General features: G+C 65.9%; 24 protein-coding genes and 2 pseudogenes. 10 read left to right on the top strand and 16 right to left on the bottom strand.

Going from position 1 to position 23562, the window contains the following annotated elements:
• Positions 1–79: 79 nt before the first annotated feature.
• A pseudogene (locus AC3A46_RS15150) lies at positions 80–337 on the top strand (IS30 family transposase); the annotation flags it as partial.
• 332 nt (positions 338–669) lie between these two features.
• Complete coding sequence (locus AC3A46_RS15145; RefSeq protein WP_487665951.1) at positions 670–1272, top strand: IS30 family transposase; 603 nt, start codon at positions 670–672, stop codon at positions 1270–1272.
• On the opposite strand, the gene AC3A46_RS15140 is transcribed toward AC3A46_RS15145, so the two are convergent.
• Positions 1232–4378, bottom strand: a complete 3147-nt coding sequence (locus tag AC3A46_RS15140; RefSeq protein WP_487665936.1) for an AAA family ATPase — start codon at positions 4376–4378, stop codon at positions 1232–1234. The two genes, AC3A46_RS15145 and AC3A46_RS15140, sit on opposite strands and share 41 nt — an antisense overlap.
• Before the next feature lie 358 nt (positions 4379–4736).
• Between AC3A46_RS15140 and AC3A46_RS15135 the strand changes: the two genes are divergently transcribed.
• On the top strand, positions 4737–5141 hold the full coding sequence (locus tag AC3A46_RS15135) for a RidA family protein (RefSeq protein ID WP_487665935.1): 405 nt from the start codon (positions 4737–4739) through the stop codon (positions 5139–5141).
• Here the strand turns inward: AC3A46_RS15135 and AC3A46_RS15130 are convergent.
• The 5 genes and pseudogenes from AC3A46_RS15130 to AC3A46_RS15110 form a co-directional block, all read right to left on the bottom strand.
• A pseudogene (locus tag AC3A46_RS15130) lies at positions 5076–5396 on the bottom strand (restriction endonuclease); the annotation flags it as partial. The gene AC3A46_RS15135 and the pseudogene AC3A46_RS15130 overlap by 66 nt on opposite strands.
• A gap of 404 nt (positions 5397–5800) precedes the next feature.
• The gene (locus AC3A46_RS15125) at positions 5801–6760 is read right to left on the bottom strand and encodes a hypothetical protein (protein ID WP_487665934.1); all 960 of its coding nucleotides are present in this window, start codon (positions 6758–6760) and stop codon (positions 5801–5803) included.
• A gap of 156 nt (positions 6761–6916) precedes the next feature.
• On the bottom strand, positions 6917–8887 hold the full coding sequence (locus tag AC3A46_RS15120; RefSeq protein ID WP_487665933.1) for a hypothetical protein: 1971 nt from the start codon (positions 8885–8887) through the stop codon (positions 6917–6919).
• A complete protein-coding gene (locus AC3A46_RS15115) occupies positions 8884–9450 on the bottom strand; it encodes a hypothetical protein (protein ID WP_487665932.1) in 567 nt (188 codons plus the stop codon). Before AC3A46_RS15115 ends, AC3A46_RS15120 begins: the two co-directional genes overlap by 4 nt.
• On the bottom strand, positions 9437–10429 hold the full coding sequence (locus AC3A46_RS15110; protein WP_487665931.1) for a hypothetical protein: 993 nt from the start codon (positions 10427–10429) through the stop codon (positions 9437–9439). Before AC3A46_RS15110 ends, AC3A46_RS15115 begins: the two co-directional genes overlap by 14 nt.
• Positions 10430–10763: 334 nt before the next feature.
• Between AC3A46_RS15110 and AC3A46_RS15105 the strand changes: the two genes are divergently transcribed.
• The 3 genes from AC3A46_RS15105 (at position 10764) to AC3A46_RS15095 (ending at position 12947) form a co-directional block, all read left to right on the top strand.
• Positions 10764–11159, top strand: a complete 396-nt coding sequence (locus AC3A46_RS15105; protein ID WP_487665930.1) for a hypothetical protein — start codon at positions 10764–10766, stop codon at positions 11157–11159.
• A gap of 719 nt (positions 11160–11878) precedes the next feature.
• Entirely contained in the window at positions 11879–12280 is a 402-nt protein-coding gene (locus AC3A46_RS15100) for a hypothetical protein (protein ID WP_487665929.1), read from the top strand.
• Position 12281: 1 nt separating this feature from the next.
• On the top strand, positions 12282–12947 hold the full coding sequence (locus AC3A46_RS15095) for an RES family NAD+ phosphorylase (RefSeq protein ID WP_487665950.1): 666 nt from the start codon (positions 12282–12284) through the stop codon (positions 12945–12947).
• A gap of 218 nt (positions 12948–13165) precedes the next feature.
• On the opposite strand, the gene AC3A46_RS15090 is transcribed toward AC3A46_RS15095, so the two are convergent.
• Positions 13166–13666 (bottom strand): hypothetical protein, encoded by a 501-nt coding sequence (locus AC3A46_RS15090; protein ID WP_487665928.1) that lies wholly within the window; start codon positions 13664–13666, stop codon positions 13166–13168.
• Positions 13667–13873: 207 nt separating this feature from the next.
• Here AC3A46_RS15090 and AC3A46_RS15085 point away from each other — a divergent pair, with 207 nt between their 5' ends.
• Positions 13874–14572 carry a hypothetical protein gene (locus AC3A46_RS15085; RefSeq protein ID WP_487665927.1) on the top strand — a complete coding sequence of 233 codons (699 nt, stop codon included), beginning with the start codon at positions 13874–13876 and terminating at the stop codon, positions 14570–14572.
• Between the two features lie 150 nt (positions 14573–14722).
• Here the strand turns inward: AC3A46_RS15085 and AC3A46_RS15080 are convergent, their stop codons facing one another.
• The 5 genes from AC3A46_RS15080 to AC3A46_RS15060 form a co-directional block, all read right to left on the bottom strand.
• A complete protein-coding gene (locus tag AC3A46_RS15080; protein ID WP_487665926.1) occupies positions 14723–16369 on the bottom strand; it encodes an SNIPE associated domain-containing protein in 1647 nt (548 codons plus the stop codon).
• A gap of 177 nt (positions 16370–16546) precedes the next feature.
• A complete protein-coding gene (locus tag AC3A46_RS15075; RefSeq protein ID WP_487665925.1) occupies positions 16547–16837 on the bottom strand; it encodes a hypothetical protein in 291 nt (96 codons plus the stop codon).
• Positions 16819–17187, bottom strand: a complete 369-nt coding sequence (locus tag AC3A46_RS15070) for a hypothetical protein (protein ID WP_487665924.1) — start codon at positions 17185–17187, stop codon at positions 16819–16821. The genes AC3A46_RS15075 and AC3A46_RS15070 overlap by 19 nt, the downstream gene beginning before the upstream one ends.
• The gene (locus tag AC3A46_RS15065) at positions 17184–17423 is read right to left on the bottom strand and encodes a glutaredoxin family protein (RefSeq protein WP_487665923.1); all 240 of its coding nucleotides are present in this window, start codon (positions 17421–17423) and stop codon (positions 17184–17186) included. Before AC3A46_RS15065 ends, AC3A46_RS15070 begins: the two co-directional genes overlap by 4 nt.
• Positions 17424–17497: 74 nt before the next feature.
• Positions 17498–18874, bottom strand: coding sequence for a ParB/RepB/Spo0J family partition protein (locus AC3A46_RS15060; RefSeq protein ID WP_487665922.1), 1377 nt, complete (start codon positions 18872–18874; stop codon positions 17498–17500).
• Positions 18875–19218: 344 nt separating this feature from the next.
• Here AC3A46_RS15060 and AC3A46_RS15055 point away from each other — a divergent pair, with 344 nt between their 5' ends.
• The 3 genes from AC3A46_RS15055 to AC3A46_RS15045 are packed head-to-tail and all read left to right on the top strand — an operon-like array spanning position 19219 to position 21043.
• The gene (locus tag AC3A46_RS15055) at positions 19219–19473 is read left to right on the top strand and encodes a hypothetical protein (protein WP_487665921.1); all 255 of its coding nucleotides are present in this window, start codon (positions 19219–19221) and stop codon (positions 19471–19473) included.
• Positions 19470–20465 carry a zeta toxin family protein gene (locus AC3A46_RS15050; protein ID WP_487665920.1) on the top strand — a complete coding sequence of 332 codons (996 nt, stop codon included), beginning with the start codon at positions 19470–19472 and terminating at the stop codon, positions 20463–20465. Before AC3A46_RS15055 ends, AC3A46_RS15050 begins: the two co-directional genes overlap by 4 nt.
• Before the next feature lie 5 nt (positions 20466–20470).
• Positions 20471–21043, top strand: a complete 573-nt coding sequence (locus AC3A46_RS15045) for a recombinase family protein (protein WP_487665919.1) — start codon at positions 20471–20473, stop codon at positions 21041–21043.
• Here the strand turns inward: AC3A46_RS15045 and AC3A46_RS15040 are convergent.
• From AC3A46_RS15040 to AC3A46_RS15025, 4 genes are all read right to left on the bottom strand, one after another.
• Complete coding sequence (locus AC3A46_RS15040; protein ID WP_487665918.1) at positions 21040–21384, bottom strand: hypothetical protein; 345 nt, start codon at positions 21382–21384, stop codon at positions 21040–21042. The genes AC3A46_RS15045 and AC3A46_RS15040 overlap by 4 nt on opposite strands.
• Positions 21385–21628: 244 nt before the next feature.
• Positions 21629–21838 carry a hypothetical protein gene (locus tag AC3A46_RS15035; RefSeq protein ID WP_487665917.1) on the bottom strand — a complete coding sequence of 70 codons (210 nt, stop codon included), beginning with the start codon at positions 21836–21838 and terminating at the stop codon, positions 21629–21631.
• 29 nt (positions 21839–21867) lie between these two features.
• Positions 21868–22167 carry a hypothetical protein gene (locus AC3A46_RS15030; RefSeq protein WP_487665916.1) on the bottom strand — a complete coding sequence of 100 codons (300 nt, stop codon included), beginning with the start codon at positions 22165–22167 and terminating at the stop codon, positions 21868–21870.
• The gene (locus AC3A46_RS15025) at positions 22164–23246 is read right to left on the bottom strand and encodes a hypothetical protein (RefSeq protein ID WP_487665915.1); all 1083 of its coding nucleotides are present in this window, start codon (positions 23244–23246) and stop codon (positions 22164–22166) included. Before AC3A46_RS15025 ends, AC3A46_RS15030 begins: the two co-directional genes overlap by 4 nt.
• Between the last annotated feature and the right edge of the window lie 316 nt (positions 23247–23562).

Raw genomic sequence — 23562 nt, 5'->3', positions numbered from 1 at the left:
GATCGTCGCGACGAGAACGATCAGAAAGGTGTTCTCGTATGTCGTCTCGTCGTGTTCCGAAGGGCCGCGTCGTCGGCCGATGACGGAGAAGCGTCACCGCTTCTTGGAGCTGCGAGCGGAGGGCGGGACGTTGCGTGGTGCGTGTCGCGAGTTGGAGATCCACCGATCGACGGGCCAGACGTGGAAGAGCGGAACGACGGTGCGGCGCAAGGATGGCACGGTCAAGTTTGTGCAACCCCTCGAGCCGCTTGCTGTCCGCGTGATCTCACCTCGGTTCCTGTCGGAGGACGAGCGGAGGCAGATCGGTGATCTCGCGAGCCGCGGCAACGGTCCGACCGCTATCGGCCAGCTGCTCGGACGAGCCCCCTCCAAGATCAGCCGAGAACTGCGACGCAACCTGCACCCGGCGGGGTACTACCGGCCGTTCCACGCGCACGCGGCCGCCGCAGCCCGCCGACATCGCCCGCACCCGCTGAAGCTGATCGCTGATCCGGTGCTGAAGGCTTCCGTGTTGGGCAGGCTGCGGGAGCGGTGGAGTCCGCACCAGATCAGTCGGGCGCTCCGGCACGCGCACCCCGACGAGCCGGCACGGCGGGTCGCCACTGAGACGATCTATCAGGCGATCTATCGCTTCGGTACCGGGATCCTCCGCAAACCAGCGGGTCCCCGTTGCGGACCTGGCGTGATCATCGTCGTGGTCACGCGCGCCAAATCCGTGCCGGGCAGCGGTTCGCGCAGCCCAGGCTGTCCGTTCACAGTCGCGTCTGCGAGCCCACCGATCGGTCCGAAGCGGGACACTGGGAGGGCGACCCCATCGTCGGACCACAACCGCTACGCGATCGGTGCCCTGGTGGAACGGCAGACCAGCTACGTGAAACTGCTGCACCTGCCGCCGCCACAACTCGCTCAAGCTGCAAGCCGAGCTGGTGCGCGCGTTCGGTGAACTGCCGGAGCCGTGTTGCGCCGGACATTGACGTGGGATCAGGGCACGAGATGGCCAGACACCTCGACATCACCGCCAACACTGGCGCGCGAATCTACTTCTGTGATGCGGCGAGTCCCTGGCAGCGCGGAAGCAACGAGAATGCGAACGGGCTGCTCGGCCAATACTTCCCGAAGCCCACCGACCTCTCCGTCCACACTGCCCGCGACCTCACCCGCGTCGAGTCCGAACTCAACCGTCGAATCGTGCTCGGCGACCGAACTCCTCAGGACCGAGTCAGAACAGCTGTCACAGGCGCAGAGAGTTCGCCGCTCGAGGTAACGACGTAGCGGGAGATGCTGCGGGCGACTCCCGCGCGACGTTCTCGGTGCGGTGCCGCGCGGGGTCGAGCCCAGCCCGGATGCGACGTTCGGTCTTGGCGACGTCGAGCTGCCGGGCTTGCTCGCGCTGTGTACGGACGAGGTCCGCGTGGTCGCGGGTGCGGGATTGGTACTCGTCGGCGAGCCGGCCTCGATCGGTGTGGAGCGCGCCATCAGATTCGACAGGCCGGCCGTGGTCGGTCGCGGCGTCGCCGGCGATCCGGGCGTCGAGATCAAGGAGCGCGCGCCACGTGTCGTGCAGCCATTTGGTGGCCGCGTCGACCTCGCTGCGGCTCGTCGCCTCTCGCCGCTGGTACTCGGCGTGCACGCGGTCGATGTCGCGAACGTGGCCGAGGGGTCGTCGGGTGTGGTCGGTCCACGGGGCAGACGCCGGTAGGCGGGCGGCGCGGCTCAGCTCGGTGCGAGCGGCACGAAGCGAGTCATCGATGCTCACCTCGGGGATGCCGCGGAGCATGCTGTCCGCGATCCGGTCCCGCGCCGCCGCGTCGGTGCCGGCGATCGCAATCGCCTCGTTGCGGCTGCGGCCGCGGGTCATCCCGACGTAGAGCCCGGACGCGTCCACGCCAGGGCCGACGACGGCGGCGTCGGTGGTCTCCCCCTGGATGCCGTGCACCGTGGCCGCGTAGGCGAGGTGAACGTGGCGGGCCGCATAGTCGGTGGTGACGGTGCGGGTGTCGCCGCTGTCGGAGGTGCTGACCAACTCCAGGCCCGTGGGGGTGATGTGGCGGATGATCCAGACGGCACGGTTCTCGACGCCGGCGTAACGGTCGTTGCGGCGGGTCTGCACCACGTCACCCTCCAGCAGTCGCTGCTCGTCCCGCCCGACCCCGATTCGATGCAGGGTGAGCTCGCCGGCATCGACGCGACGCTGCTGGATGGCCTCATTGATCGCGTCGGCTTCATCGTTGGTGCCGGTGACCAGCGCGACGCGGTGGTGGTCGCGGGTCCACCGGAAGTACGCCTCGACCAGCACGTCGCGCGCCTGCACATGATCCACCACCCGATGGATCAAGCCCCGGGAGTCCAGCTCTGCGGCGACCGCGAGGGCGGCCTCCTTGGACGCGGGTTCCCGCATCCGCAGCGTCAGCGCGGCGTAACCCGAGTCACGGAACCGATGCACAGCGGTGAGTTCGACGACGGCCGTCGCACGCCAGGTGAGGGCGGCCATCGCGCCGGAATGCCCGACCGGGCGGGCCTGCAGGTGATCGCCGACCATCGCGATCCCGGCGCTGGTGTCGGCCGCGATCGTCGCGAGCGCATTCGCGGTATGCAGGTCGATCATGCCCGCCTCATCCACCACGATCCGATCCCCCGCCGCCAGCAGGAACCGTCGTGGTCCCTCGTACACGTATCCCGTCGCGGTATCGAGGTCGCCCGGAGCCAGCCGGGTCCACACCTCGGCGCCGGCGTCGTCGCGACCCCACCGGTAGCCGTGATCGGTCAGAAGAGCATGCAAGCTCGACGCCGTGGTGCCGAGCTCGCGACCGGCGACCGATGCCGCCTTCTTCGTCGGCGCCACAACGACCATCGCCTTCCCACGACGGGACAGCGCGGTCTTCGCGACACGCAGCATGGTGGTCTTTCCCGCACCCGCAGGCCCGGTGATCGACACGAGGCGATCGGTGCCCGCAATCGCCGCAGCCGCCTCCACTTGCTGACGGTCCAGCGCGACCTCCTCTCGCAGGATCTCGCCCGCTACGGCGACCACGTCCCGCTCGGGTGCCGGGGTTCCGGCGTGGGTGAGGGCGTCCAGTCGGGCGGCGAGTTCAACCTTCAACGCCGCGGTGGCACTCGCCATGTACCCCTTCACATGGGCGGCCCGGCCGCCTTCCTCCGGCAGGAGGTCGACGGTGAACTCGACGGCGCGGCGCTGGACCTCATCGATCACCGGTTGCAGGTCCCGACGCGCGCTGACGACGCCCGACGACGCCAGCGCGCGAGTCGCACCGGCGCGCAGATCGAACAGGCTGAACCGTCCCCCGCACGCTGAGGAGCGGGCGTCCGCGTCCACCACGGCGCGCGCCGCGAGCAGGCCGAAGTCGAGTTCCTCCAACGTGACCGCACGCACCGGCACCGCGGCTCGAGGCTCGCGCAGGGTGGGGTCGAGGGTGACGAGTTCGTCGGTGATGAGGCGTTCCCAGGCGGTCTCGTCGATGGTATCGGGCTTGTTCGGGCGGGCCTTCGCCCACGCCAGCCGGTCGATCTGTTGCAGCTGATCCGGGCTCGGATCCTGACCGGGATGCTCCGCTCGCCACGCGGCGAGCAGCATCGCCCGGTTCGCCTCGATCTGCGTCGACCGCCGGGACAGCGGCCGCACCACATGCGCCAACTCCGCGATCTCGCCCTCGGCGTTCAGTGTGTAACCGTGGCGGGCCAGCGCGTGCAGCCAGTCCGGGTCGGTGCGGGCCGCGAGTTCCCCCTCCGCGTTGATGACGGTGTGCAGCTTCATCGCGACCCGGGAGTCCACGTTGGACCACTGCCCGTCCTGGCCCAGCACCTTCACACTCAGCCACAGGTGCCGGTGAATGTGCGGGTCCAGCGCCCGGGAGCGCCGGTGCTGCAGTTCGATCACCTCCACCCGGTGCAGCGCTTCGCGGTTGCGGCCGCCCGCGCCGCGACGGGCATTCAGCTCCGCCTGCCAGGTCGTGATGATCCGATCCCGCAGTCGGTCCTGCAGCGCCTCGAACGCAACCGCCAACTCCGGATGGATGAGGGCGCCGATGCTGTACGACTTCGGCGCATTGATCGTCCCATCCAGGATCAGATCCGCGTCCGCGGAACGCAGATCCCGCCCCCGCCGCTCCCCCGTCACCGGGTCGCAGCCATCCACCCACCGCCGCAACGCGGCCTCGTCCAGCAGGTCCGTCCGGATCAAGCCGGCCTCGACCGTGAACCGGGTCACGCCCGCCGAGCCATCGCCCCCGTATCCGGCGAGCGCATCCACGCCGGCCGATCGCAAGTGCGAGTCACACGACCCCTTCAACGCGTACGAGATCGCCTGCCGAACCCCGTGCGATTCGACACCCTGCTTCCACCGCTCGAGGCCACCCCGCATTCCACCAGAATAGACCCAAAGTGCTTAACTCGAAACGACTTCCACAGAAAGTGCCTGCGTGCATTCCGATTTTCTTGGTCGCACTTCCTTTTCGTGGCGCTCGTCGCTCGTCGCTCAACGCTCATCGCTCGGGAGACTCTCGTCAGCGCGGGCTTCGTCCGTGGCGCGCGGCGTCTGCGGAATTCGACCTGGCGTTCGCAAACGAAGCCTCCATCGCGCACCTCATCGATCCGGCTATCCGCAACCACACCTGCCACGGCTCCGATCGCGCCGCCGCCCTCCCCTGGCGCCTCGAGCAACGACCACCTTGCGGTGGCGAGCCTGCGGTCGTGATTCGCCCTTGAGTAGGGTTCGAGGGGTGAAGAACCTCCGGCTGGTCCGTTCGTCGTCCCTGAGCCACGCCGAGTACGCAGATGCGTCAATCGTCCGAGCGGACAGCGAGGTGCTCTTCCTGGCTGGCGCGTGCCCGCTGGACGAGCAAGGCGTTGTCGTCGCTCCCGGGGATGTCGCGGCGCAGACGCGCAAAGCCCTCGAGAACATGGATACGGTCCTCGGGCGATGTCATGTCTCTCTCGAAGACGTCGCCTTCGTCCGTGTGCTCGTAGCGACAGACCAGCCGGAGAGCCTCGGCGTGGCCTGGGCAGTCGTGCGTGAGCATTTTGGTAGCCACGACGTGCCGGCCACGTTGCAGGGCGTATCAGTACTCGGATACCCCAACCAACTGGTCGAGATCGAGCCGGTCGCTGCTAGATCGCCGCGCTGAAGCGGACCGGCTAGCGTCCAGGCAGTCGCCCTTCGTGCGCCACCGTGCGGCCGAGGGCATTGGCGCCTTCGATCGCGGACGGCGCGTGAAGTACCGCAGCAACGGAAGGCCGGCCTCATCAGCGAACTCGATCGCTGCCCTCGCGTACGAGCCACTCGTGAAGAACATCGGACGCCGATCCAATACTCCAGCGGCACCGCACCATTCCCGTACCGCTGCGACCCCAACGGAACCTTGATAGTGCTTCACCTGGACCGAGAGTAGGCCCCGCTGATCACGTCCACTCCGCCGTCCGCGACGTACCGCGTGACGTCCGCGTCACGCGCCCGAGAGCCCCCTCATCCATTCGGCTACGAACAACTCCGCTTCGCGAGGAGTTGCAGTAGCACCGATTCCATCCGGTATCTTCCGTCGATGCCAAGTCGGTTCGGAGTATCGATCTGAAACACGAGCTTGTTGCGGCTTCTCAACGTCTTGGGCTTCCCGACGCGAGGCTTGACTCCGCAATCGGGCGTCCCGCTCCCGGAGCGACTGTTCCCAGCGAGCTTGCTGCTCCGGCGTGAGTGATTCCAGAGAGTGGTGCGATTTGGCAGCGTCGCTCAGTTACCGGGGGCAGGTAGGGTCGATCACACGGTTCGGGTTCGGTCGGACTCTAGCCGTCAGTGGCCGAAACGAGACGGCGCCGTTGGCGACGGGATTAGCCCGGCCGCCACCGCGGCTGTGAACTTCACGACCGCGCTGGCGCGCGTGGCGGCGGGTATCGAGCGGATGACGTTCTGACGATCGTCATCGTTCAAGAATGGACCGGGGGTCGCACCGACCCAGTCGTGAACAGCCCGGGACCACGCTTCGGTTGACTCAACCACCACGTGCGCTATGACCCGAGCGTATGAGTCAGGAGTGCTCCATGACGTCGTGATCGACGCGTGCTCTCCGTGCGCGACGGCAGAGAGCGCCGAGTAAAGTGCGCTCGCGCGCGGGATCTCGTCTTTGACACGCTGTGAGTAGTTGAACCGGACTTTCGCGCGGGCGCGCTTGGGTCCTCTACCAACGAAGACCTGCGCAACATCGTCCTGGGCGACTCCGTGCTCGTTCACCCGCAGCTCGATCTTGACGTCGGTCCCGGGCTGACCCAACTGCTGCTGAAGTTTGTCCCTCAGTCTCCTCATGGCAGCCGCATCGTCAGGTCTAGAGGCGGCGATGCTGTTCTCGACTGCGGCGAACATTGCCGCGTAGCCACGCGCCGCACGCTCGTTCGAAGACAGGCCCGGATGCACGATCCAGGCGCCGGACGCCGCGACTTCCGCGATAGCGCGCGCAATCACCATCGCCGGCAACGGAAGGAACGTGTCATCGTCGAGGAGACGCTTCAGGCCCGCGAGGTGCGTCACCAGAGCATTCGTCGTCGCCTCAACGTGCTCAAGGATCTGCTTGAAGGCGAGCAGATGCTCGTCCTTGACTGCGCGGGCTTCGTCCGCGCCGTAGGGACTGGTGGGAGACGTTGCCGCGATCCGATCGTTCATCTTCGAGGAGACGCGCTCAGCGTGTGCGAGGCACTGCGAGACCAGCCTTCGAGCAGCGTTCGCGGCAAGTTGAAAGCGCTCTTCGTCGTCGGCCACGAGACTCATTGTGGCGCATCAGTTCTCAACGCACTGCCGGAGGCTCATGAGTCGCTCGACGCGAGCCTCCAAGGGAGTCCGACCGCTGGAGTCGCGCCACGAACGAACGCTGACGGAAGGCCTTCGGCCGGCGAGGGGTAGGGGTCGCCGACTGGGTCACTCGATGGCGTCATCGATCAAGCCGAACGGAGGCACCGCGCGATTGCCCGAGAACCGCACCACAATGCTGCCGGTAAGTTCAGGCGGTGGTGAGTTGTCGACCAGGATTGCTTGAGCGCCTCGACCCGCCGCACTTAGCCATGCCGCCAGGTGCGCGTAGACGTTATCGACGAGCTTCGCATCAGCGAAATCAGCGTCATCCGGCCCGGCTCTATGCCCGAGATTCTTCTGCGGGCTGTCGATGACAAGCAGGCCTGGGAGCAGCGCCTGCCGCTCCCAGCTGATCTCCCAGAGAGCCATCGCCCACGCCAGACTGATTAGGACGAGCCCGCCGCTGCTGGCCTTCGTGTAGACCGCACCTCGCACGTGCGGGATCAGCTTGTCGTCGAGCCAGGCGTCCCCCTTCAGCTTGGGATAGCCGAACTCGTCGAGAATCTTGACGAACCTTTGAGACAGCTCCTTCTTGACTTCGGCGCGGTCCGGTCTCGTGCTCAACTCTCGTTGCTCCCGCCGAAGCCGCGTGACGGCGCCCTGCCGCAAATCACGCTGACGTTCCGCTTCTTCGACGCGGCTCCAGAAACGCACCCCGACCTCAGCACGCGCGACGCTGGATTCCGCTGCACTGAGATCTCGCATCAGCCGGTCTCGCCCTGCCAGGAATGGAGCCGGCAGCTCCGCCGCCTTGTCGAGTTCGGACGCGATGTCCTGAACCGCGACGCGCGCCGAGTCTGCTCGCGCCTGAAACACGCGCAGCTCTGACTCGAGCCGATCCAGGTATTCAGTCAGCTCGTCCAACCGCTGACTCGTGGAACGTAGCTCCCGTCGCGACAGCAAAGTGCTCGATTCCGCCACGGACTGCTCGTCAGATCCACATAATGAACAATGTCCGTGATCGAGACTGACGTCCCGTCCTAGGTTCGTCAAACATGCTGGGCACACCTCGATCCGCAACGGATCGAAGACTTTCTCTGCCTCGGTGAGGAACGTCAGTTTTCGCTTGTCGTCGGCGTATTGGAGTGCGAGCGCCCGAAGCCGGTCGATGAGACTTTCGCGCAAACGAACGCGCTCCCACGCCTCGGACTCGAAGCGCTGTTGCTGTGTGAGGCGGTTCCGAAGATCCGACAATCCATACTGCGCGGCCGACTCAACGCGGTCGGTCTCCGTGACTCTTGCCTTAAGCGCGTCCCTAGCGGCGACGGCTTCGTCAAACAGAATTGATGCGCCCGTAGGACCGAGCGGGTACTCCTTGTCTACGACAGAAGTCAGGGCCCGAACTGTGGATTCAGCTTCACGCAGGGCCTCCTCGGCCCGTCGAAGACGCTGAGTGGCCAGCCCCAGTTCTTCGTCGGACACTTGAAACGCGAAGTCGATGGTCTGCTGAAGTTTGTACGCGACAACGGGGTTACCGTTCTCAACCAACAGGTTTTGACTATCAAGTCGCGAATTATGGAAGAAGATCAAACGCGACAGGTCTTGGAAGCTGAACGCGTGCGTATCGGCGTTTGGATTGGCTGCGCTAGTGTTCAGTCGGGCGCCGGCCAATCCGAGAGAGTCCATCAAGAAGTATGAGAGGGAATCCTCAGATCCGGGCTTTTCGAGTTGATACCTCTCCTCGATCGCGCCCCCGACGAGCTCGATAGGCGCATTCCAGACTGACGCAAACTTCGACGGGGTTCCCACCGTCGTCCTCTGAATTGTGTAGACCTCGCCGTTGAGTGACACCTCGAGAGCTGCGCTCGTAACGTTGTCCCGCATTTCCTCGTGATCGGGAAAGTCGTCGCCGCCTAGCAGGTAGGCGACGTACTCGATGACACTCGTCTTGCCCGTCTGTGACGCCCCGGCGATGATCCCCAGCGAGCGAACGGAGTCGGCCCTAAGGAAGCTGACCTCGTATGTCCGGGGGTTGGAAATCGTTCCAAACAACCTCAGTCGGCGGATGCGAAGTCCGGTAAGCCCATCCGCGCTCATGACTCTCCAATTTCTGGGTGAACGACGTCGTCGAAGAGATCCAGCATCAGCCAGTGAGTTCCTGCCCATCTAGCGCTCGCGTCGCGTAGAGCTCTATCCGACAGTTTGCTCAAGCGGACAAGCACGATCTCTGCCGCGAGCCGATAAGCATCCGCGTACGCCGTTTGCAGTTGCTCGGCAGCAGCCTCTCCGGCAACAGTGATCGCGAACGCTTCCTCTCCAATCGCGATGAGTCCGCGCGCAACGAGGAAAGCGAGATCCGCGCGAATTCGCTCCCGGCGGCTCACAAAGCGGTGACCAAGCGACGCGTAAGAGAGTTGGCCCCGGGTATACCCGACGAGCTCAAGCCGGAGCGTGTCCCGCTGATCGGCCACGTCGTCCCCAGACAACACCGCAAACGGGTTGGCAGTGAAGAAATCGTAGGTAGCCACCCGGTCCGTGGTGGTCATCTGAACGGCCACTCGCGAAGCAACTGAAAACGCGAGAAGTAACTGCGCGGTGCGGAACGAGACGTGTCCATCCAAGTCGAGGGTGGGTATGAGCCCATCTTCAAGCGTCTCCACGTTCGATCACCTCCGCCACAACATCGTGGCCGCTGGGGCCGATGTGCTCCTCGGCAGCCTGCCGCCAGTTCAACACCCAGCCAGCCCGAACATGCTCCACCAGCCGATGTGCCATCCCCCGTCGGTGTGCCGGACGCAGTGGCAGACCTTCCGCCGACGGCAATGCGCTGGCCGCTGCCGTCACCGCGGCCACCAGCCCAGCCATTCGACCACTCTCATCGGCGGCGGGGCTGGCGAGGTTGAAGGCTGACTCCCACTCTCCGTGGATATCCAGTTCGATCTCGTTGAGTGCGCTCAGTTCACCGGGAACCGCTCGTGCTGCAACATCCCTCGCCATCGCCTCCGCCGCAAAGAAGTAGCCCTTCGCAGCGTCAGTCTCGAGATGCCCAGCGAGGTGGAGTTGCCTAACGAACAGGGCTCCCTCCAGCCCACTGAGGTCGCCCGCCACCTTCACCTCCACCGAGCCTGATGGCGTGCTCGCTTTTGGGAAGTATTGTTCGCGAACCCAGGCGGCGTCGGGTCGCATCAGCTCCCGTCGCATGCGTCCACCGTTTTTCAGCTCAATGACGATGCCCTTGTGCTTCCTACGCTTCCCTGCCGCCCAAGTGTCGAACCACTTCTGCTCCTCGGGCGGTAAGACGGAGGGTACGCAAAGCGTCCATGCCGCGACAGTGAACGAGTTCTCGTCAGCCTTCTTCATCACCTCGTTGAATGAGCTTCGAATCTGTCCACGCTGCGACTCGCCCCAATCGAGGAAGAACTTCGACTGCCAGACCACCATTTGCCCGTTGAGAGCGCCCACATAGGTGTCTATGCCCCAGTCGCTACCGGATGGGGCAGCGACCTCTGACGCTGCCGGCACCTGCACTGAGACAAGGTCTGTGACCAGAAGCTGAAAACGTTCGCGAGCACCGGCAAACGTCTTGCTGTCCTCAAGGAATCGCCGGAAGAGCACGTCAGGCGCCGCTAGCTCGTCCATGCGCCCCCGTCGCCAGCCAACTGGCTCTGCCCCCCGTATACCCCGGGCCATTTGGCCCTGAGCATGAGACTAGCGAGTCGTGTCATTGGGCACGGACACCATGCGGGCGGGCTTCTCGGATCCGGTCGGCATGACTGCCCTGAAGACTCCGCAAGAATGGCGCGCCTCAACAGACCCGTCCCATCGGCGGCTAGGCTCCCGATGACTCCGTCACGCGAAGCGCCCAAGGGGTCGGGAGCCTAGCCGCCGATGGGACGGACGAAACCCCGGCGATATGGCTAGGCCAGTGATCGTTCCGGGGTCTTCGTAGAAGAGCTTACGTCATCGAGGCTGAGTGTCAACCGCATCCGGCCCCTTCAAGACCGACATGCACAGCGAACTACTTCCGCGTGTCACAGCAGAGCGCCTCGGTTCCTATCTTCGCGCGAGCGGTGGTGATGTCCCCGATGCGTTCGCCTCCTACGAGTGGGACATGCGGGCTGTCGCGAGCGTCATGGAACTCACATCGATGGTCGAAGTCCTCGCGCGCAACGCGCTCGATCGAGAGCTTCGAAACTGGGTGCATCGACGCCGAGCCGGCGCATCCTGGCTCGACGTCGCGGCCCCGATTCGCAAGGATCAGCGGACCTCCAGAAGGCGCGTGACCGAGCGACTCGACAAGTTCGGCGACCTGAGGTTTACGGTCGTGTCATCGCTGAACTCCCGCTCGGATTCTGGCGCTATCTCGTAGAGCCTCGATATCTGACAGCACTGCACTCTGGGTTCCGGCAACCCATCGGGCGTTCCCAGTGGGTGACACCGGCCTTCGCAGCCGACAGAGGAACATTGCGTTTCGGATGCAGCAGCTCAACTTCGTCCGGAACCGCGCGGCTCATCACGAACCGATCCACGCACGAGATCTGAGTAGAGATCTGCAGTTCGCTCTGGATCTCGCCGCGTGGATCTCACCAGCGGGGGAGGTCTGGGTCAACGCAACGTCATCGTTGCCGTCGATCATTCCAAACAAGCCGCAGTGGTAGTGCGATTCGGGCGGTCACGGGCCGGGGGTATCAAGGTGATTTCGAAGTTCGACCGCGCGGTGCGACCCACGAACGCCACCATTGGACGGGAGTCGCGTGAAGGTCTTCATCAGTTGGTCCGCCGCGCTCCGATCGCGCGTGGGCGAGCTCGTCCCCTCTCAAACAGCGGGCGGCGGAGCCTCGCCAGGGTACTTCGGACCAGAGATGACATCACCCGGCTAGCGTTCCTCGAGGCACGCTCCGCCCGGTTCAGCGGGCGTTGCGCGTATGGGACACCACCGACGTCGTGAGCTGCTATCGAGGCGACGAACGTCGCACACTTCAGAGCGAGATATCATTGACAAAACTGCGACAGAACAACGACGATGTATCAGACATCATGAAGCGCTCCGCGCGACAAACGTATCCGCGGTCAACAGAGAGACTCATCATGCCCAAGATCAGTGCCACCGTCCCCGCCGGCTCAGCCACGACGCCAACACGGACGAGCTCGCACAATAGATCGATCGGCAACGGGGCCGATGACATCCTTCGCACTCTCGTCAACGGCCTGGGCAAGAAGGCCGTGGCGGCCATCTTCGAGAAGGACGTCAGGACTATCGATCGCTGGTTGAAGTCGACGGCTGGCCTTGGAATGGACAACGAGCGCCTGCTTCGCGACAGCTTCCAAATCTTCTCTTTGATCGAGGAAGCTGACGACGCGCACGTGGCGAGGGCGTGGTTCCTCGGGATGAACCCGAATCTGCGCGATCACTCCCCGATTGAAGTGCTGGCAGAGGGCCGCGCTCGCGAGGTTGTCGCTGCCGCGCGCGTCTTTGTGAACGGAGCCTGACCTGCCAGATCCTCAGATCGCGAACTTTCCCGCTTCGGCCTATCGCGTCGGCCGCGCCACCGGACCAGTTCACTTCAGCGAGATCGATGCGCTCGACGCGGAACTGGCTGACGTTGGAAACCGCTTCGATGTCGTCGGCGGCGGAGTTTTGTACTGCTCAAGCACGCGTCTTGGCGCCTTCAAGGAAGTCTTGGCCGACTTTCGTCCGGCGGCATCAAGTGCAGGGTTCCAGCCACTGTCGACCGAACACTTGATGGCGGTTGGCAGCGTCCCTGCGAGTTGGCGTCACGCGCGATCGATCGTCGAGTTTTCACTCGACAATCCGCTGCCGTTCCTGGATGTCGAACGGGATGAGACGCTCACATACCTCACCGGCGCGTTGGCAGAGGAGCTTGAGCGCCTCGACATTGAACTGCTCGACTCGTCTAACGTGCGCGGACCCAACCGACTGCTCACGAGAGCGATTGCGCACTGGGCCTACACGCAGGTCGATGAGAACGACGAGGCCGTGTACTCCGGGATTCGCTATTCATCGCGGTTCGAGAGCCACGAGTGCTGGGCGGTCTTCGCGGGAGTCCAGCTCGGGTCGGTATCGACTTCGCCGATCTCACAGCACGACCGCGATGTAGAAGCAGTTGCTCGGGCATTCAACTTGTCAGTCCATTGACGTCGGTCGCTTCGAGGACCCACACCGATCGGCGCATTAACTCGCGGGTCACTTTGACACCGCACCGATGATCGCTCGAATAGGTCGTCGCAACGCGCAACGAACGTGGACGCGGGGGCGCCTGAGCCCGACAACTAGTGCTCCCCAATCCTGCGGCACAGGTTGGATGTTCGCGAGGGTTCCGCTTCCGTTCCACGCACGCTAGGGGATCGGCGAGCCTACGACCCGTTAGCGTGGCCAGCGGTGAGCCGCACCCGCGCGGCTTCCACCGTTTCGCGTATGGACTTTGGGAGTCCTCGCAGTTCTTGCCAGAGCCACGACACGTACAGGATCAGCGGCGCAAGGAGGAGGGTGTAAAGCCCGACCTGCATCCACATGGCTGCACTCTGTTGCCCCGCGGGTGTCAGGACCGCGAAGAGCGCGATCGAACCAGCGAAAAGCAAAGCGCCAAAGATAGCCGACATCCACCCGATCCAGCGGAGAGCTCGAATCGTCCGTGGCGGCGCGACGACCCCCTGCGCGACTCTCATCGCGAGGTGTGTCCGCGCGTTCACCAGATCTGACCACCCCGACTGATCGGCAGGCATCGTCTCGAGGATTGAATTGATTGCGGCCAAACGCTTGAGATCCGCCGGTTCGCCGCGAGAAATGAGCAGTTGAACGGCGATGGTCGCGAGGGCGCCAACGCCTGCAGCAACTATCGGAACTAGATTCCCCATGGTGGCAATCTAGGGCGCTCGTCCGACAACGCCGTGCGCCCGGGCGCAATTGTCCGGGCACCGGCCCGACCGCACTTACTGATCAGTCGGGTTCGTCACCGGACGACGACCGGCGGGGACGCTCCGCCCGGGCGCACATCGTCGCCAATCTCGATGTTCGACCCTCTGGCTACCGTGCGAATACGACGACGTATGGGGGTTGTGGGCATGGGCGAGGTTCCTGTTGCAGTCTCGCGGCTCGGCGACAAGGAGTCGCGCGCAGCGCAGAGCGCTCGCGCGGTGAAGTGGCTCTTCGCTCAGCCAGGAGGACCGATGGTAGTCGTGACGCCGCGGGGTGCCGTGGACAGCGTGAGCATCAATCGACTGATTCAGCAGCCGAGAGTGCACCACCACGCATGGCGCGGATTTCACGGTGGGCCCTTCGACGGGCAGCGGGTGCTCTACGCCTGGACCGATCGCCAGCACCTAAACGACCTGTGGAACACCGATGCCGACGCGATCGTCGTCATCGAATGGGGCATCAACGAGACGGCCGAGTGGATCGACGACGTCAATCCAATCCAGCTGTTCCCCGGCGAAACGATCGAACCGTCGCCACGCGGGAAGATCGAGTTCGAGCTTGAGCCGTTGCCGAACGGCGTCGACCGCATCCTCGAATACGTCGCCGGCATGGCCGCCGGATATTCATCGGGCCTGAAATGGAACGAGGAAGACAAGCTCAAGGCCGACAGGATGAACCGTCCCGATCGCTGGGCCCCGATTACCGTCGACCAGGTACGAGCGAAGTGCCGTGACCCCGGAATGCGTGGAGCAGACGTCGACACCATTGCAGGTTTCCTACAACGCCGGAAGGACGGCAGACGCTTCAACGTGCAGTCGTCCTATCGCACGTTCCAGTTCAACTGATTTGAGCGGCGGCACGCCACCGTCCCTCGTCTCGACACAACATGTCGAACGAATCGTCAGACGCCGCTTCGTTGAAGTCGCGACGGCGGCAGCCGCGAACGACGACCTCCAGCGCGCATCGCCCAAATGAGGATCGGCGGGAGCAGCCGTCTACGCCTGCGGAGCGATGGAACTCCGGTACTCGGCAGCCGCGGGGTCCAGAGTGAACTCGAGCACCTCGACGTTGTGCTCCCTGAGTGCGGTGAGAACCTGCTCCGGGGTTGCGCGGAAGTACTCGCGCCTGAGGTTCACCTTGTTGAGACGCTGGTCGGCGAACTCCTGATGCAGCATCGTTTCGATAGCGACTGCATCGTCTGCGAAGAAGAGGGCGTGCACGTCGAATCGGAACGGGACGGACGCATCGCCGAGCTCGTTCACGCGATCCATGGGATCAAGTCGTCTCGTGAGTCCGATCTTCACGACGTCGGGGCCGAATGCACCGATGTTGCTGATCACGTACACGTAGCCGGCGCGGATGTTCGCTGCGCGGTAATCGACGTTCTCGATGGCGTGCTCGACGTCGTCGAGCTTTGCACGCAGTCGCTCGGCACCCTCGACATCGCCGTTCGCCTCGAGAGCGGCAAGGGCATTCAGATAGTGCGTGCGCTCCTTCTGGAGGCGTTCCTTCTCCCGCGCGAGTTCCTGCTCCGCCTTCTTCTGCTCACGCAACTCATCACGCCGCGCGCGCTCCAACTCCTTCTCCACCTGCAGAGCCTGCAGATGACGGCTTGCGAGTTCCAGTTCCTTCAAGCGCAACCGGTGGTAACCCGACGTGATGCGGAGGTCGATCATCGTCCCCAGGCGCTCCACCTGAGTGGAAACGGTGGAGAGACGCTTCTGCGCGGCATCCAGGTTGCCTGCGCGCACTGTCTTGATGCAGTTCTCCGCTTCGGCGTTGTACGCGCGAAGAAGGAGCTTGGACATGTCGTTGACGAACTTCCGGCCCTTGGCGGCGCTGTTGTTGAAGGTGAAGTTCGATGTGGCGGCAGTCGCGTCGCCGACCCGCACCAGACGCTTGATCTCGGAACGCACGGATTCGAGTTCGGTCGCGAGCGCGACCGATGACTCAGCAGGGTTCTCGAAGTCGAACAGGCCATACTCCTGCAGGTGCGCGGTATCGCGAAGATTCACGATCTCGTCCTGAACCTGTGCCCGCTCGGCCTCAGAAGCGCCCGCTTCAGCCCGAAGTCGCGCAAGCTCCTGCTCCGCGGCCGAAATCTGGTGGTGAAGCCCGCGCTTGATGTCGTCGAGTTGGCTGACGTCGTTGAGGCCGTACTGCGAGATGAGCGCTTCGAGGCGTTCGTTCTCCGTGATCAGCGACTCAGCCTGCTTCTTCGCACCGAAGAACGAGACCTTGCGCGACTTGGCGTCGCCGTCGGCGGAGACCTGCTGCGTGGGAGGTGTCGAGACACCGTTCTGAGCGGCTGCAGACTCACGGGCGCTTCGGCGCGAAGTGGGCGCGTCCGCCACGGTAGCTTCCTCCGCGATTTCGACATCTGTAGCAGACGGCATGGGGTCGGTGCTCTGCGAACCGTCCGTGAAGACGTGCTCCGTCCATGCGGCGCCGTTCCAGTAACGTCGCTCATGCCTGGCGGTGGGATCCGGGAACCAGCCCGCAGCGATCTCCGTAGTGTTACTCATCTGTCCCCCATCGTTGAAAGCCGTCGCTGGCGTCAGGTGGCGACCCCACCCCAAAACGGGCGCCACCAGCGAACCTATCAACGCGAACCGACACCACCAGCTGGCATCACGGGTCACGCGGGAACGGAAACGGACGCGGCACCGAAGTCGCGTGCCCGCGCGGCCGCCTGCGCCTCCGGCGCGCGATCCTGGACTGCTTCCGCACAATGCCCGTATGAGGATCTACTACTGGGATTCGCGGCGGACGGCCATGTGCTGCTCGTGCCACCAGGTGTTGCCTGCGTCGTGAGAACCTCAGCCGTCCCAGGTGAACGCGTCGCCGGTGATGTTGCTGAACTCCCATCTGACGCGGCGACCGTCGGCTTGCACGCCTTTCAGTTCGATTCGAGCACCGTGGTCGACTGCCCCCAGGATGACGTGCTCGGCGGCGCGTGGGCAGAACCACACGATCCGCCAGCCGGCGTGCTCATCCCAGGTGCGGACGGTCGTGCCGAGCGGGGTTCCTGTGGTGTCGACGAGGACGTCCTGGATTCCTCGGCCGGCGATGATCCAGCCGAACGTCCAGGTCAGCTCGCTTCGGACCACTGGCCGGTTGATTCGCTATACAGCTGGTTGTGCACGGTCCAGCGGCCGATCAAGCGGCCGAACAGTGCCAGTTCAGCGGTGAGTTCAGGTGCGGGACCGTCGGCGACGAGGCTGCGTAGCAGGCTCACGGTGTCACCGTACCGGTGGCCGGCGGCAGCCTCGGGGCCTGTGGGCGCCGGCGTCGTATCAGTTGGCACGGGCCGCGCGGGGTGGGTGTTGCAGGCCCGGAAGTCCCAGTAGTCGGCGTCCGCTTCGACGCGGAGCCAGTCTTTCTCGAGGGACCCGAGCTGGGCGCGCAGCGCGTAGGCCTCGTGCGCGGCTTCGAGCCAGAGGTCGATAAGCGTGGTCATGTCCGGGCGATTCGGTCGATCTGGTCGGGACGGAACCCGCTCCAGTGGTCGTGCTCGTTAACGACAACCACGGGAGCCTCGGTGTAGCCGAGTTCGTCGACGACGAACTCGCGCGCGGCGGGCTGCTCGCGGATGTCGACCTCGGTGAAGCGCACGCCCTTGCTGGTCAGGACGTCATTGGTGAGTTTGCAGCGCTGGCAACCCGGGCCGGTTGTATAGACGGTCACCGTGTTCATGACGTGCTCCTTCCGTGAGTTCTTCTTGGATGTGACCGGGTGGGCGCCGACGTTCGACGCCCACCCGTCTGCGGCTACTCGGTGGGGGTGGCGTCGGTGAGCATGGCGGCGATGCGTTCGACGGGGCACAGCGTGTAGCCCCAGCTCTGGAGGGTGCGCAGGTACCACGCGGTATCCGCGCTGGGTGCGCGCCAGGTGTTGCGGCTGGTGTTCTGCTCGATCCCACCGAGCACGACGGCGAGGGTGACGTGCACGGCCCGGTTCGGGTGCGCGGTCAGGTACTCGACGATCTGGTCGCCGTTGTCCGCGCCGTCGATCCCGAGCAGCATCTTCGCTGTCGTCGACCCTCGGGTGAGGCCGTCGGCGATCTTCCACCGGGCACCCGTAAGGGCCTCAGCGATCACGGTCTGCGCGTTCTTCGGGGTCGTCTTTCGGGCGAGGAACTGGGCGAGCCATTCGCGGCGCACCGCTTCGGCGGCATCCCACTGCCTGTTGTTGGCGATCAGTTCCTTCCGCTCCGCCTTCTGCTCGTCGGTCATCGGCCCCGACTGCGTACCGCCGACCCCGTAGCCTGCCTCTTCGCGGACCGTGAGCCCGAGCGCGGCGGGGTCATCGAGGTAGTACTCGGCTCGCGCCTCTCCCCCGTAGTACGTGGCGACGTACACGGCGACACCGGACTTGCCTTGGATGGTGTCGGGGTCGACGGGATCGTCGTCGGCGGTGCGGAGCATCCGCACCCGGTACGGGGCGGTGTGGTGGTCGCTGGGGCGTTCGTGGAGGATCCGGTGGCCCTTGGCGGCTTCCTCCTGCTCGACCTTCTCCTTCGCCTCCCGCGCGACCCGGTCCTGCCGTGCCCGCTCGACCGCGACCGGGAAGTACCCGGGATCCGTGGTCGCGATCTCGGTCAGCTCCGCAACGGTGTCGGTGTCGCCGTCGAACTCCAGCAGGATCGCCGCCTGGTCCAGCGTCAACCCGCCCTCGGCGACGGCATCGGTGGCGGTGGTGCTTTGGGCGACGGCGAGGCCGGTCTTGACCCGGTCGCGTGTGGTGCCGGTGCGCTTGGCGATCGTCGTGGCGGAGAGTCCTTCGAGTTCGAGGGCGCGCCAGGCTTGGATGCGGTCGGCGTCGGTGAGCGCTTCGCGCTGGTCGTTCTCGATCAGCTGCTCCACGATCCGCCGCGCCGTGTCGTCATCCCCTGCGTCGACGACATAGACGGGGACGGTGGAGGTGCCGGCTTCCCGGGCGGCGAGGGTGCGGCGTTGTCCGGCACGAACATGCACTCCCCCGTCCTGGTCTCGCCATGCCAGCAACGGGGTGAGCACCCCGACCTGTCGGATGCTGTCCACGAACCCGGCATCGAGCGGCGCCGCCGTGCGCACGTTGGTCTCGACGAGGAGCGTGCCGGGGTCGACGTGTTCGACGGTCCCGGTGGGGGTGGTGGTGATGGTCATCTCTCTCTCCCTGTCGTTGTTTGCCGGGAAGGCACGAAGTGCCTGTCAGGGAGCGCGACGCGGCGTGCAACCCGAAGGGCGGAGGGGGAGAGAGTTTCGGCGCGAAATAAGGGAGCTTGCGACCGCGTGCCGAAAGTCTCGGAGGAGCCGGCAGCGTCAGCTGCTTGCGCGCAGCGGCGCCGACCGTAGACTGCCGCAGGCTTCACGGCGAACAACGCCCGCGGACGCGGGCGGACAACACTGACAGCCGCTCGCGGCTGGCCGATCGAACCTGGCGATCAACGCCAAAAGAAGTGGCACACCCTTTTTGGGGCACTCGGTACGATGGGCGTCGAGGAGGGTCGATGCCCGGAGCGACCTCGCCATGGCGAGTCAACGATGTGGTCACCTACGACCGGATGCGCGACGCCGCCACGACACTGTCCGCGCTGCTGCTCGCGGTCGCGAACGGGGCCGATCCCGAGGCGGAGCGGGCACGGGTCGAGCAGGCGGGGTGGCGTCGCGAGGTGGCGGCTGTCGACGGGTACGACCGGGCGGCGGTGACCGATCTCGCCGAGCGGATCGACCGTCGCGTGCGTGAGCTCGAGGCAACTCCGTGAGCACAGCGACCCTGGACGACGCTGCCCGCGAGGAGATCCTGCGGCGCGACATCCTGCCGCTGTACTTCCCAGGCCAGGAGGCTGACCCGACTCCGACGTTCACGCTGCTCGCCGGGCAACCCGGCTCCGGGCGTAGTCGTGCGGCTGCGCAACCGCGCGGCGAATCGACGCCCGGGCTCGTGGTGCTGAACAGCGCCGAGCTTCGCGCGTTCCACCCGGCCTTCTTCGACTCGGGCGCGGACTCCTCGGAGGTGGCCCAGGTGGTCGCCGGGTGGCTGAGCGCGTGCATCCGCTACGCCCGTGAGCATCACCGGTCGGCTGTGTTGGAGGGGTCGTTCGGCAACGTGCCGGCCGTGGTCGGCACTGCCGAGCGGTTCGCGGCGGAAGGCTTCACGACCCGCCTGGTGGTGGTGGGATCGAGTCGGGCGGAGAGCTTGCTGTCGGTCACTTCCGGCTACCTACGTGATGTGCAGGCCCGACGCCGGGCAACGCTGCCCCGCAGGGCTGAGCACGACGACGCGTTCCACGCGACCCGGCGGCTGGTGGAGTCGGTGGAGCAGTCCGGCGGGGTGGACCGGGTGACGGTGGTCGCCCGCGACGGCCAGCACGTGTTCGACGCGCCCCGCACCGAACCGGGGTTCGCCGGGGCGGGGGCGGCGTTGGCGGCGGCGCAATCGGCGCGGATGGGTCGGTTCGATGCGACCCAGTGGCTGAGCGAGCTGCACCACCTCACCGGCTTCGCCGTCAGCCTGCGATCGATGCCGGACGGGGTCGGTGAGCTGCTGGTGAACCTGCACGAGACGGCGCTGCGGGAGGTGATCCCACGGTTGCATGTCCCGGCGGGCGGGAAGTTTACGACCGCGATCGAGCAGAAGACCGTCGCCGCCCTCGTCACCCTCCGACAGTCCGTCACCCCGGCGGTGGGGCCGATCGATATCGCCGCGCCCGTGGTCGTGCCGGGTGGTCCGGAGCGTGGGGGCGTGTCGCGGTGACGCGGTTGGTCGGCTACACCCGCCAGCTCGCCCCGGAGCTCGACACAGCCGCCGATCTGGCGGCGTTGACGGCGAGCGGGGCGGTGCGGGTGTTCATAGACGACGGGACCGCCGATCCCCGCAAACGTCCCGCGCTGACTGAGTGCCTGGCGTTCCTCGAGGCCGGCGACCTGCTGGTGGTGCCGAGCGCCGCACACTTGTCACACGCCGTCACCCATTTCTCCGCCACGGTCACCAAGCTCGACGCGCGCGGTGTGGGATTCCGTTCGTTGACGGAGCCGGCCTTCTGCACCGGCGCAGACCACGCGATGGACCCCGCGCAGGTGCTGGCGGCGGTGGAGGGGCTGCGGCGCCGGCTGGTGAGCCTGCGGACTCGCGCGGGGATGGCGTCGGCGGCGGCCACCGGGAAACGGCCGGGCCGGCCGACAGTGATGACGCCGGAGAAGGTAGCGATGGCGGTGGAGCTGCGCAACCTGGATCGGCCGATCACCCACATCGCGAGGGTGCTCGGGGTGAGCGCCAACTCCGTGCAGCGAGCCCTCGCCCCACTCCCCCGCGATCCGAACCCGAGAAGTTAGCGGTCCACGCCCGACAGTTGCGGCTGGCTATCGAGGTCGAGCCAGCCGCGCACGATCTCTTCGTGAGCGCGGTCGTCGTCCCAGTCAGGTTCGGTGAGCGCCCACCGGTGCATCAGCCTCGCCGCGGTGTGGGTGTGCCTGCCCGCGTCGAGCACCTCCGCGAGCGCTTCCGCTTCGGGGAACTGCAGGCTGCACACCAACTGGTCGTCATGGCCGGCCAGTCGCTGATCGATGATGCCGGCGAGCCGGTCGACGGTCTCTTCGAGCCGGTCCCACGCGACGATGCTGTCCGGGTGCGCTCCCACCCCCTGGCGGGTGGGGGACGTCGTTGTCGTGTTCATGATGGTTCCTTCTCTCGTGACTTCGGTGGCGCCTTTCCTGGCAGTGGCGTCGTGTGCGAGCGGAGGGTGCGCAGTGCCGGGACCGTGGAATACCGGAGGCCCGGAGCCCTGGCGGAGGGGTGAGGCTATGCCGCGAAAGCCCGGAACGGAGCACCCGGAGGGAGCTACGATGACCCGCCAGGAAGGCCCCGGCCTGTGGTGACCCGCCTCCCTCGCCCCTGATCGGCAGTCCCGACTCAGTCGGTCAGCCTGGTGGGAAGGTGGAGGTCGCCAGCGCGGTGGCGAGCGCCGCCGCGACAACGGCACACAGAGCCGCGGCGCCGGTGGAGCGGGCTGCCTGGATCGGGTGCCCGCGGATGAGTTGTCCGGCGGCCATCGGGAGCAGCAGGACCGCGAGGGTGGAGGCGATCGCGGTGGCCGCAACCAGGGGCAGCATCTGGGTGAGGATGCTCATGATGGGTTCCTTCCGGCGTTGCGGCGGTGTTAGAGGTTGTCGAAGGAGGTGTCGCCGCTCAGCGCGGCGAGGTGGCGGATGAAGGCCTGCCTGTCCGCGGTCGGGGTGGTGATCAGGACGTGGATCGTGGCGCGCAGGTCGGCCAGTTCGTCGGTCGGGAGTCCGGCAAGTGGGGCAAGGCACCAGTCGAGGTCTTCGGAAATGGTCCAGCCGGGTTCGTCGGCTTCCTTGCGCGAGTGCCACATGAAGGCGCAGGTCGCGACCCGGTACAGGGCGGCCTCGGCTTCGGCGGGGTCGAGCATGATCGTCTCTCCGGTCGGGGTGGTCATCGGTTCATTCCCATCGTGGTGTTCGGGTTCAGCATCGGGTGCGGCGCGGCGGGGTCGGGGTCGAGGTGGTGTCGGCGCCGCGGCGGATCGCGGTGGCGAAGGCGGTCGTTGACCTGCTTGCCGATCGCGTCCAGGCGGGCATCTTCGATCGCCTGCCGTTGATCTCGACGCGTCGGTTGCCGGGCGGCCTGCCACCGACGCGCCTCGGCGATCTGCCTACGGCTCGCGTAACTCCCGTCGGTGGCGAGCGTGTGTTCAATCCGGGCACGCTGGCTGTCACGTTCGAACGCCGCGACCAGCTCCGGCGGCGTCGACTGCAGCAACTCCACAGGAGAAGCAGGCTTCCGCCGCATCGCGGCGATCTCGTCTGGCGTGCGCTCCCGGGCGAAGAACGCGTCGGCGGCGGCAGCATTGACGCGACGTTCCGCGGCACTGATCGTGCGGGTCCGGCGAGGCGGGAGCCCGGCGTCCCTGCGACGCTTCTCGCGGTCCTTCCATGCCCGATTGTTGGCGAGTACCTTCTCGCGGTTCTCGGCGTAGTAGGCCCGCTTCTTCGCCTTCAGCTCGTCGGCGTGCGCGGCGTAGTACGCCCGCGCGGCGGCGCGTTTCGGTTCCGGGTTCTCACGATGCTGCGCACGGAGTTTCGCGTTGTACTCGTCCTTGTGGGACTCCCACCAGCGGCGCTGCGCCTTGGCGCGCATCGCCCGGTACCCGTCCGGGTCCTCCGCGCGCTTACGGGCCTGCCACTGCCTTGTGTATTCGTGGTGCTCAGCCTTGTGCGCCTCGTAGTACTTCTTCGAGCTCACCCGCTTCGACTTGCGTCGTCGCTGTTCGGCCGCTTTCCGCGCGGTGTACCCCTTCATGTATGCCCGCTTCTGCGCGGCCACTTCCTCACGATGCTCCGCGTTGTAGGCGGCGCGATATGCGCGGATGTGTTCCTGGTTGCGTTGCCGCCATGCCCGCTGACCCTCGCGGACGCGCTCAGCGTTGCGTTCCCGGTAAGCGCGGCGCGCCTCCCGATTCTGCTCAGCCCCGTTGGCGCGCTCCTCCTCGGATGCCCTCTCCCGACGCAGGCTCATCGCATAGCCCCTCGGGGAGCGGCAACGGTGACGTGAGGTTCGGAGTCCGGAACTCCTGGAACTCCCGGAGTCCCGGACTTTGGAAGTTCGGGAGCCGGATCATTCCGCGGCGTCGGGTGGTCGCCGCTCGCGGTGACGCAGGCCGCGGTCCCTGTCGATGCCGGAGTTCGGAGGTTCGTGAATGCCGAGGTCACGGAGTTCCGAAGTTCGTCCTCGGTCGAGCCGTGCAGTTGATCGGCGTGCGCGAGGAGCAGATCGATCGCGATCCGGATAAGGGTGTTCTCCGTGATCCGCTCCGCTTTGAAGCGACGGCGCT

Source organism: Microbacterium sp. Soil_C_42, from assembly GCF_057656735.1.
This window is presented reverse-complemented; position numbering and strand designations above follow the sequence as displayed.